Here is a 565-nt window from a genome sequence, read left to right as displayed (position 1 = left end):
AAAATATCAAAGCCTCACGAGTGAACACATAATGAAATTCATTATGACGTTTTACAGATGAGCACCGCTGAACTTGTTTCAGCAAATCAAACTTAAATTGAAGAGTTTGATCATGGCTCAGATTGAACGCTGGCGGCAGGCCTAACACATGCAAGTCGAACGGTAGCACAGAGAGCTTGCTCTCGGGTGACGAGTGGCGGACGGGTGAGTAATGTCTGGGAAACTGCCCGATGGAGGGGGATAACTACTGGAAACGGTAGCTAATACCGCATAACGTCGCAAGACCAAAGTGGGGGACCTTCGGGCCTCACACCATCGGATGTGCCCAGATGGGATTAGCTAGTAGGTGGGGTAATGGCTCACCTAGGCGACGATCCCTAGCTGGTCTGAGAGGATGACCAGCCACACTGGAACTGAGACACGGTCCAGACTCCTACGGGAGGCAGCAGTGGGGAATATTGCACAATGGGCGCAAGCCTGATGCAGCCATGCCGCGTGTATGAAGAAGGCCTTCGGGTTGTAAAGTACTTTCAGCGGGGAGGAAGGCGGTGAAGTTAATAGCTTC

The 565-nt window shown here is 51.7% G+C and carries 1 rRNA gene; it reads left to right on the top strand.

The features are described 5' to 3' along the window. Positions 1 to 94: 94 nt before the first annotated feature. Positions 95 to 565: ribosomal RNA gene (locus K5Y30_RS24755) — 16S ribosomal RNA — on the top strand; the annotation flags it as partial.

Origin of the sequence: Pantoea sp. DY-5 (assembly GCF_019795955.1) — a bacterium.
Classification (GTDB): domain Bacteria; phylum Pseudomonadota; class Gammaproteobacteria; order Enterobacterales; family Enterobacteriaceae; genus Pantoea; species Pantoea leporis.
The sequence above is the reverse complement of the archived record's forward strand: the minus strand, read 5'-3'. Positions and strand labels throughout refer to the sequence as shown.